7 protein-coding genes are annotated in these 8,917 nt (G+C 58.2%); 4 read left to right on the forward strand and 3 right to left on the reverse strand.

The genetic code is table 11. From position 1 onward, the window contains the following. The first annotated feature begins 168 nt into the window (after positions 1-168). Both IGS51_RS05105 and IGS51_RS05110 read left to right on the forward strand, forming a co-directional pair. A complete protein-coding gene (locus IGS51_RS05105) occupies positions 169-1,632 on the forward strand; it encodes a glycosyltransferase family 2 protein (protein WP_297076739.1) in 1,464 nt (487 codons plus the stop codon). Between the two features lie 128 nt (positions 1,633-1,760). Next, positions 1,761-2,630 carry a 6-carboxytetrahydropterin synthase gene (locus tag IGS51_RS05110; protein ID WP_297076742.1) on the forward strand — a complete coding sequence of 290 codons (870 nt, stop codon included), beginning with the start codon at positions 1,761-1,763 and terminating at the stop codon, positions 2,628-2,630. Between the two features lie 21 nt (positions 2,631-2,651). Here IGS51_RS05110 and IGS51_RS05115 read toward each other — a convergent pair whose 3' ends face one another. Then, positions 2,652-3,650, reverse strand: coding sequence for a hypothetical protein (locus tag IGS51_RS05115; protein WP_297076744.1), 999 nt, complete (start codon positions 3,648-3,650; stop codon positions 2,652-2,654). Positions 3,651-3,903: 253 nt separating this feature from the next. Beyond that, a complete protein-coding gene (locus IGS51_RS05120; RefSeq protein ID WP_297076747.1) occupies positions 3,904-4,905 on the reverse strand; it encodes a class I SAM-dependent methyltransferase in 1,002 nt (333 codons plus the stop codon). Between the two features lie 504 nt (positions 4,906-5,409). Here IGS51_RS05120 and IGS51_RS05125 point away from each other — a divergent pair. After that, positions 5,410-6,411, forward strand: coding sequence for a glycosyltransferase family 2 protein (locus tag IGS51_RS05125; protein ID WP_297076750.1), 1,002 nt, complete (start codon positions 5,410-5,412; stop codon positions 6,409-6,411). A 174-nt stretch (positions 6,412-6,585) separates the two neighbouring features. Here IGS51_RS05125 and IGS51_RS05130 read toward each other — a convergent pair whose 3' ends face one another. Then, positions 6,586-7,569, reverse strand: a complete 984-nt coding sequence (locus IGS51_RS05130) for a nucleoside hydrolase (protein ID WP_297076752.1) — start codon at positions 7,567-7,569, stop codon at positions 6,586-6,588. A gap of 416 nt (positions 7,570-7,985) precedes the next feature. On the opposite strand from IGS51_RS05130, the gene IGS51_RS05135 reads away from it, so the two are divergent. After that, positions 7,986-8,917, forward strand: a 932-nt coding sequence (locus tag IGS51_RS05135) for a filamentous hemagglutinin N-terminal domain-containing protein (protein ID WP_297076755.1), incomplete at its 3' end; no start/stop codon positions are given.

Consider the following 8,917-nt stretch of genomic DNA (forward strand, 5'->3'; position numbering starts at 1 on the left):
GCAGCGTGAACGTTGCAATCGCGTTATTTTTCTTGATTCGATTCCTTTTAGTTTGCCGGATCTAAATTCTTTCCAGATTTAGAATTTCCCAGATTTAGAATTTCCCAGATTTAGATTTGACCGATTTAGACCTCTGCATCATGACGGAAGCCGTCAAAGGGTGAACCTATGCCGCAGCAGTCCTGGTATGACGACGAATACGATGAGCTAGAGCCGATTCATGCCATCGTGTCTGACTTGTCCGATGCAGACGATCCGCAGTCGCAGTTTTATCGCGGGCTGGCGGGACGCAGGGGCAAAGCAGCCCTGGCAATGACAATTGTGTGGAGCAGCACGATCGCCCTCCATCTCGTTTCCTGGGGGGCGTGGGTGGTGTATGGTCTAACGGCATTGATGGGGGTTCACATCTTGCGGCTGATGGCGGCCCGTCCCCGCCCCCTGCCCCACCCGCTGACCAGCGACAACTCGGCGGATCTGCCCTTCGTATCGCTGATGGTGGCGGCCAAGAACGAGGAGGGCGTGATTGGGCCCTTGGTGCGGGCGCTGTGTGAAATCGACTATCCAGCCAGTCGCTATGAACTCTGGGTGGTGGATGACCACAGCACCGATCGCACGCCCCAAGTGTTGGACAAGTTGAAAAGTGAGTATCCCCAACTGAAAGTGCTGCGGCGCGGAGCCGAGGCCAGCGGTGGCAAGTCGGGCGCATTAAACCAGGTCTGTGCGCTGGCAAAGGGCGAAATCTTTGGCGTGTTTGATGCTGATGCGGACGTGCCTGCGGATCTGCTACGGCGGGTGCTGCCCTTGTTCCAGTCGGCGCGGGTAGGCGCAGTGCAGGTGCGAAAGGCGATCGCCCAGGCCACCAACCATCCCGATTCAGGGAATTTCTGGATTCAGGGCCAGGTTGCTGAAATGGCGCTAGATGCGTATTACCAGCAGCAGCGAATTGCAGTAGGCGGCATTGGCGAACTGCGCGGCAACGGTCAGTTTGTGCGGCGGGCGGCGCTAGAACGCTGCGGCGCATGGAACGAAGAAACCATTACCGATGACCTGGATCTGACCATTCGCCTACACCTAGACGGATGGGACATTGACTTTTTGCCCATGCCTGCGGTGCAAGAGCAAGGCGTAACGCGCTTGGGCGGGCTGTGGCATCAGCGCAACCGCTGGGCGGAGGGCGGCTATCAGCGCTACCTCGACTACTGGCGCTGGATCGTTCGCAACCGCATGGGCACTCGCAAGACGATGGATCTGCTGACGTTCTTCATGTTTCAGTACATCATGCCGACGGCAGCGCTGCCGGATCTGCTGATGGCGATCGCCCGCAGTCGTCTTCCCATCTTTGGCCCGCTCACCGGGTTCACGCTGGTCATGTCGATGGTGGGCATGATGATCGGCCTGCGTCGCTTCCAGACCCGCACCGAAGCCAAAGCAGAACTGGAAGACGTGCGCCGCGGCCGCACCCACCCCGGTTTTTCACTCCTGCTGCAAACCTTGCACGGCGCGATTTACATGCTCCACTGGCTGGCGATCGTAGCCAGCACCACCCTCCGCATGTCCATTCGTCCCAAGCGCCTGAAGTGGGTAAAAACGGTGCATCATGCCAGCGACGAGCTTTGGCTAGAAGAAGGGTAGCGGAACGCTCCAGACACAGGCTTCAGCGTTTTAACGCCGCTCTCCCGCCCCCATCCGCCCAGGCGAAACGCTAGTATCTTTACAGAACGTTACAACTGTCCAGCGGCTTTTCTACCAGCAGCTTTTCTATGAAATGCATCATCAATCGTCGGGCTGAGTTTTCGGCTAGCCATCGCTATTGGCTACCGGAGCTAAGCGAAGACGAGAATCGACAACAGTTTGGGCTATGCGCCCAGGCCCCAGGACACGGGCACAACTACATGCTGTACGTAGCAATGGAGGGCGAGCTAGATGACTATGGCATGGTGCTAAACCTGTCGGATGTGAAGCAGGTGATTAAGCGAGAAGTGACGAGCCAGCTTAACTTTGCCTATCTCAACGACGTGTGGGACGAGTTTCAGCAGACCTTGCCCACGACGGAAAATATTGCGCGGGTCATCTGGCATCGCCTCGCGCCCCACTTGCCCATCATCAACATTCAGCTTTTTGAACATCCCGAACTCTGGGCCGACTACACAGGAAACGACATGGAAGCCTACCTCACGATCAGCACCCACTTCAGCGCGGCACATCGTCTGGCGCTGCCGCACCTTACCCTAGAGCAGAACTCAGAAATCTACGGCAAGTGCGCCCGAATTCACGGTCATGGCCACAACTATCACCTAGAAGTGACGATTAAGGGCGAGATTGATCCGCGCACGGGCATGATCGCCGATCTGGTTGCCTTTCAGAAGGCGGTCGATGAACATGTTGTGGAACCGTTTGATCACACGTTTTTGAACCACGACATTCCCTATTTTGCAAAGGTCGTGCCTACAGCGGAGAACATCGCTGTCCATATTCGCGACCTGCTGGAAGACCCGATTCGGGCAATTGGCGCAAAGCTGCACAAAGTCAAGCTAATCGAAAGCCCGAACAACTCCGCCGAGGTCTACGGGCTGCCTGTGCAGCAGAGCGGGTTATCGCAGGCAGAGGAGCCAGCGCTGGCAAAGGTATAGCTCCCTCTCTACTCTCATTTCCTACTCTGCTGCGCCGCTGCCAATGGCGGGCTGGGTCAGCACAGGCTGCGGGCGGGTTTCGGCTTCGACTGTATTGCCAGGGGGGTTCGTCGCAACCCACAGGAGGGCGCTCGTGAGGATGCCGCTGACGCTGATCAAGGCGATCGCCAAATAATTCACGCGCGATCGCAGTCGGGCAATCTCCTGACGATAGTCCTCCATCACCGCCAGTGCCGCCGTGCGGGGCATCATTTCGGACTCCTGGAGCGAGATCGAGGAAGCCGCTACAACAGGCGCTACAGGCGCAACGGAAGCAACAACGGTGGAATGCTCAACCGGGCGAGTGATGGGGGACGCATCAGCTACCAGGTGCAGCGTGCCGTTCTGAGTCATCGGCGCGATGGGCTGGGCAGATTGGGCGATCGCCGCTTTGCCGTTCGTCTGGTTCGCCTGGTTTGTCTGGTTCGTCTGCAACTCCCTGGGCTGCAACTCCAGCGCCACGGGGCTGTAGGTTGCTTCATCAGGCGAGATGGGCTGGAGCAGCGGCGCAGAGCCTTCGGACAGCAGGGCCGTTTGATCCGGAGCCACCGCAGCGGGCTGCACCACCTCAGCGTTTGCCGCCGTTGCAGTCTCTTGCAGTTCTGCCTTGACCGCTTCGGCTGCGGGTTTCACTGGCTCCTCTGGCTCAAATTGAACCTTGCTGTGCAGCCATTCCGTCAAAAGGTGGGGGACATTTTTGTGAAACCAGCGGATGGCGATCGCCGTAAAGAGCGGTTTCGACAATCGCGCCGTGCCCTTGCCTAAACGGTTTAGCGGGCGAAAGGTCAGCTTCTGGTTAATTAGGTTCACTGCGCCCACGTCATACAGACAGCCCAGAACCAGCTTGACGGTCGCCTCTTCCCGATGAAACAACTGCTCCAGCAGGAACAGCACGTCGTACATCCGCTGCTTTTCGCGCTGAATTTCTTCGGGCGACTTGGGCACCCCAGCCAATTTTGCAGAAGCGTTAGGTTTTGTCATCAGAAGCCCCCATTGGGCGATCGCTCATGTTTCCAAAATTTTGGGCAGACTCGCGAACAGCTAATCCAGCGCAACCAGCCTATGGCTTGCCTGATGCACCAGCGCTACTCACCAGTATGCCCAATTTCAGTATGCTTGGGCGGTTCTGATTTTTCCTCGACCCGACGATACAGCAAGGGGTTGACCGCGCTCTCACAAAAGGCAGAAATTCAGCCAATTCACCTCGACGGTCCTAAACCTTGGGGCTGAAGACCTAGCGGGCGCGGGCGATCACCGTGCGGTGGCGCGGCGTGTTGCAGGTGATGGTGGGCGGCTCGAAGCCTGCTTCGACTAGGGCTTGCTCCAGATCGAGCGAAAAGTATTGATCCAGGTATGGCTCGGTGCTTTTCAGCAAGGTCAAAATGTAGGGCGGCATCTTGGCGTAGATTTCCGAGCGGGGGTTCATGTCCATCAGGGCAAACGTGCCGCCGGGCCGCAGCACGCGCCGCGCCTCCTGCAAAATCTGCACTGCCGCAGACTGGGGCAGTTCATGGAAAATCAAAAACGCAGACACCAGATCGAAGGAGGCATCGGGCAAGCCCGTCTCTTCTGCGGCGGCGTGCAGCCAGCGGGGCGCAGGCGCATCGGGTTTTGGCCCCATGACTTGCAGCGTGTGCAGGCTGTTGGGCTGGCGACCCGTGCGGGCCCGGTGGTGGGCGATCGCCAAAAAGTAGGGCGACAGATCCACCCCCGTCAACGCCGCCTGCGGATAGAGGGATTGCAGCGCAAAGGTACTCATGCCCACGCTGCATCCCAGATCCAGAATGGCCTGAGGATCTTCCGGGCCTTGCTCTTTCAAAAGGTTCAAAAAGCTCTGGCGGAGCCGCGTATCGCCCTCTGCGCCGCCATCGGGCCAGATGCGGGCGTGAACCGCGTGGGCTGCTACTTCCACCTCCATCGCAGGCTCCCAGCCCAGGTTGCCCTCTTCGTAGGCATGGAAAGAACAGCAGTAGTAGTCGGGATACACCAAATCGGGATTTTGCACCGCCGCCAGGTCTTCTTCCCAGGCTGGCGAAAAGGTCGTGCCCTCGCCCCGCGCCCGCAGCGCCTGCACTTCCTGCCGCCAGTACACGCCGATCGCCTCTGCCCGCTTAATCATCATGTTGCGGGCGTTGTGCTTGGCCAACAGCGCCAGGGGCTTGATTGACAAAATCACATTGACCAACCGCGAAGTCAGCGGCAGCGGGGCAGATTGTGAAGGAAGAGCAGCAGTCATGGACTAAACCTGTGATATTCCCAATGAGATGACTAAGAGGGTGTTTGAAAAGGTATCGCCTGTAATGTTAAGCACTCAGAGATTCCCCCTTAGCCTCCCTTAAAAAGGGGAGAAATCGCCTTAAAGTCCCCCTTTTTAGGGGATTTAGGGGGATCTTGCACGCTTTGCTACAAACAGTAGGACTTTTCAAACATCCTCTAAGAGTTCGATTACTAAGCTGGATCGCGCTGGATCGCTAAATCCTGGATACTAAGCCCCAGATACCTAGTCCTAGATAAACACGGGCCAACGTTATCCCAGGTAAAATTCTAGTCCCAAACGCCCTGCAAATACCGGATCGCTGCATACCGCAAATTCGCGCTGTATGGGCGATCGCCCCAATGCCAAAACCATGCTTTAGCGAACTATCCCATCGGGCAAGTTTCCATTAAACTCTTAGCAGGATTTGCATGGTAGCACTCGACACCAGCGGCAACACCACCTCAGCAGGGATCTCTACCCACTATGCCCTCTTCTGTTTCTGTCTGCATTCCCACCTATCGCCGCCCCGATCTGGTGTGCGAAGCGGTGAGGTCTGCGCTGGAGCAAGAGTATCCCAACCTGGAAGTTTGGGTGAGCGACGATTCTCCTGATGACCTGACGAAGCAAGCGCTGGCAGACTGGATTGCCAACCAAAAGGTGCGCTACGTCCGCAACAAGCCCGCACTCCGCCAGGCCAGGAACGTTAACCAGCTCTTTCATCTGGCCACAGGCGACTTGCTGATTTTGCTGCATGATGATGATTTGCTCTTGCCGGAGGCGATCGCCAAACTTGCGGCCTGCTTCGAGGCCGATCCATCCATCAGCGCGGCTTTTGGCAAGCAGTATTGGATGGATCACCAAGGGCGTGTAGACCTTTCAGCCTCCCTGGCGCTAAACGCGAAATATCGCCGAGTCGCGGCGCGGGCGGGGCGGCAATCTTGCCCGATGGAGTCGGCGCTGGTGGCGCAGTTTCCCAACGACGGGTTTATGGTGAAAACGGCGATCGCCCGTCAGGTCGGCTATCGAGATCGGGCCGAGGTGGGCAGCGCCTGCGACCTCGACTTTGGGCTGCGGCTGGCGGCAGTGTCCGAAGCGTTCTATTTTCTAGATGAGTACACAGCCAGCTATCGCGCCACGGACGAATCCATCACCGCCACCCAAAACTATACGCACCTCACCTTTGACCTGCTGCGGCGGGTAAGCCTGCCGAGAGAACTGGAGCCAGTCCGCCTGGTGCAGTTGCAAAAATACGCCACCCCAGCGGTCAACTGCTGGCTCTCCTTGGGCGATCGCCTCTCTGCCTTGCAGGTCTATTGCTCAGCGGGCTACGGCTGGCGAAACCGACTCTCACTCAAGGGGCTAGCACAGGGAGCGCTACTGCTCTGCCCGCCAGCCCTGAGCCGACGCTTGGTTGCACCCCTGCGCGGGCTGCGAGATTTGCTCAGCAGCAGCCTCCCTTCCCCATCCCTCGCCCGGAAGTGCTAGGCAGACTGCAAGTCCGCAGACTGCAAACCCCTGATATCAGCCGCCAGTATTCGCCGCCAGTATTCGCCGCCAGTATTTGCTGCGACTATCCGCTGCGACTATCCGCTGCGACTATCCGCCGCAGGAGCAACCGTGCATCCTGGCAGCAACTACTAGTGGCGACGATCCGCAGCGTCAATCCTTAACCAAGACTTTCAAATCCTCAATCATCAGCGCCAGCAAATTCACGCTGTCAATCTCTGTCGCTACCCAAGCGTTCGCACCCGGTTTCACCTTATGGCGATTGTCTAGCAGCGTCTTGCCCCGTGTCCATTGTCCCAGGATTTCGATTTCTACCTGCCCCCGGCGAAAGCGCAGCGTTTCGGGATAGAACAAATACGCCAGCGTCGAGGCATCATGCACCAAAAAGCCCTGCTGCCCCTCGGTTTCGCGAAACGCTAGCGCCGTGCCCACCATGAATTTGCACAAGCCCATCACAAATTTAGAAATCGGGCTGGTCGGCGCGACCTCCATTACTTGCCCTGCCATCGCTGGCGTAAACACCACATGGCGCGTCACGTCCAGCGGCAGCACGATCAGATTGTCGCAAGTCGCAAAGACCAACTGCGCCGCCTCTGGATCGTAGGCAATGTTGAACTCGGCTTCCGGCGTGATGTTGCCCGGAGCCGCAAACGCGCCGCCCATGATGACGATTTCTTTTGCCAGCTTTAGCACACCGGGCGACTTTTTCTCGGCGGCGGCCAGGTTGGTGAGTGGGCCAATGGCGATGATCGTGATTTCTCCTGGAGCCTGCTTCAGCTTTTCGATCAGCACCTCGTCTGAATAGCGGGCCGCTTCATAGCTCTGGGCGGGTTCCGGCAGCGTGTGCGACAGGTTGCCCATGCCGTCTGCGCCGTGGATATCGCCCGCATCTTCGGCATCACCCTCCGAACCGCCAATCACGCCCCGCGCTACCTCAATCGATTCATAGCCGCACAGCGCCAGCAGTTTCGCCGCCGCTGCAAAGGTCAGCCGTGCGTGGACATTGCCATCCACTGCGGTCACAGCCACAAGTTCTGCGAGTCCCTGTTTAACCAGGCTCAGCAGCCAGAGAAACGCGAGGCTATCGTCGCCGCCGGGGTCGGTGTCTAGAATCAGCTTGGGGGTGGAGGTTGCCATAGGGGTTCAGAAGGGTTCCAAAACTTACGTGAGACTTTTGTGAGAACGTATGCCAGTCAGATAGTTTTGACTGCGTTGGGCCGATGCAACGCCAAATTTGACTCCAAACCTACCAGAATTGCTCTGAGAGTTTTGTTGATCCACGGAAGTTTTTAGGTTTTGGATTTTGGGTTTTGGATTTTGGGTTTTGGATTTTGGATTGCTGACGATAGTTGACGATAGTGATGGACGCGCTGGGTCAGGGACAAGGTTCAACTGCCTATCTTCAATCCCTGGGTTCTTCAATCCCTGGGTTAAGTTTTGCGATCGCCCATAGTCATCCAGCAAAACCCTGGCGTAACGTGTGGACAGCCTGGATTCAAGCCTGGATTCAGCAGTTCACCCAGCATTCACCCAGCATTTGAGGCAATTGCCCTATGCCCCGCCCCTCTGTGGTTTTGCCTTGCGATGATAGCGATCGCCATTCAACCAAGGCGATCGCCCCCGTGCATCAGCCAGCCGCCCCCGATTTTGAAGGGCTGGTGCGGGATGACAGATCGACCGGCAGTTCGCTGGAGAGCGCCCAAAGGTGTGCAGCACAGGCTCGGCAGGGACGTGGGGCGGCAGTCTATGGCGGCACGGCGGCAGCTAAAACCGCAGCGGCAACGCTGGCCACGCTCTTGCTGGTGGGGTCAGGTATCAACCAAGCCGTACTGGCTCAATCGGTCTCCCAGTCCGTGCAGCCTGCTCGGAACACCCGCGTCACGCGCCAGGGCAATCGGCTGGATATCTCCGGCGGGCGGCGATCGCGCGATGGTCGCAACCTGTTCCACACCTTCCGCCAGTTTGGGCTGAGCCAGGGCGAAATTGCCAATTTCCTCTCTACGCGGGAGGTTCGCAACATCCTCGCCCGCGTCAATGGCGGCAGCGCCTCGCTGATCGACGGCATTTTGCGCGTATCGGGCAGCAATGCCAACCTGTACCTGATGAATCCGGCAGGCGTAATTTTTGGACGCAATGCGCGGCTGGATCTAGCGGGTTCCTTTACCGCCACCACCGCCAGCGGCATTGGCTTTGCCAACGGCTGGTTTAGCGCCGTGGGCGACGCAAACTACGATGCGCTGGTGGGGAATCCACAAAACTTTGCCTTTGCCATGGCCCAGCCGGGGGCCATTGTGAATGCAGGCGACCTGGCCGTTGCACCGGGCAACCACCTGACTCTGCTGGGCGGCACTGTGGTCAACACAGGCACCGCCTCCGCGCCGGGGGGCATGGTAACGCTCTCCAGCGTACCTGGCCAAAACCGCGTGCGGATTAGTCAAGCGGGCAGCCTGCTCAGCCTGGAGATTCAGCCCAGTGCCTTTCGCAA

It is taken from the genome of Thermoleptolyngbya sp. M55_K2018_002, assembly GCF_015295965.1.
Lineage (GTDB): Bacteria > Cyanobacteriota > Cyanobacteriia > Elainellales > Elainellaceae > Thermoleptolyngbya > Thermoleptolyngbya sichuanensis.

Bases quoted from the DNA above. Each gene is read 5' to 3' on its own strand.
- IGS51_RS05125 (WP_297076750.1), top strand. From the start codon at position 5,410: ATGCCCTCTTCTGTTTCTGTCTGCATTCCCACCTATCGCCGCCCCGAT.
- IGS51_RS05110 (WP_297076742.1), top strand. From the start codon at position 1,761: ATGAAATGCATCATCAATCGTCGGGCTGAGTTTTCGGCTAGCCATCGC.
- IGS51_RS05105 (WP_297076739.1), top strand. From the start codon at position 169: ATGCCGCAGCAGTCCTGGTATGACGACGAATACGATGAGCTAGAGCCG.
- IGS51_RS05120 (WP_297076747.1), bottom strand. From the start codon at position 4,905: ATGACTGCTGCTCTTCCTTCACAATCTGCCCCGCTGCCGCTGACTTCG.
- IGS51_RS05130 (WP_297076752.1), bottom strand. From the start codon at position 7,569: ATGGCAACCTCCACCCCCAAGCTGATTCTAGACACCGACCCCGGCGGC.
- IGS51_RS05115 (WP_297076744.1), bottom strand. From the start codon at position 3,650: ATGACAAAACCTAACGCTTCTGCAAAATTGGCTGGGGTGCCCAAGTCG.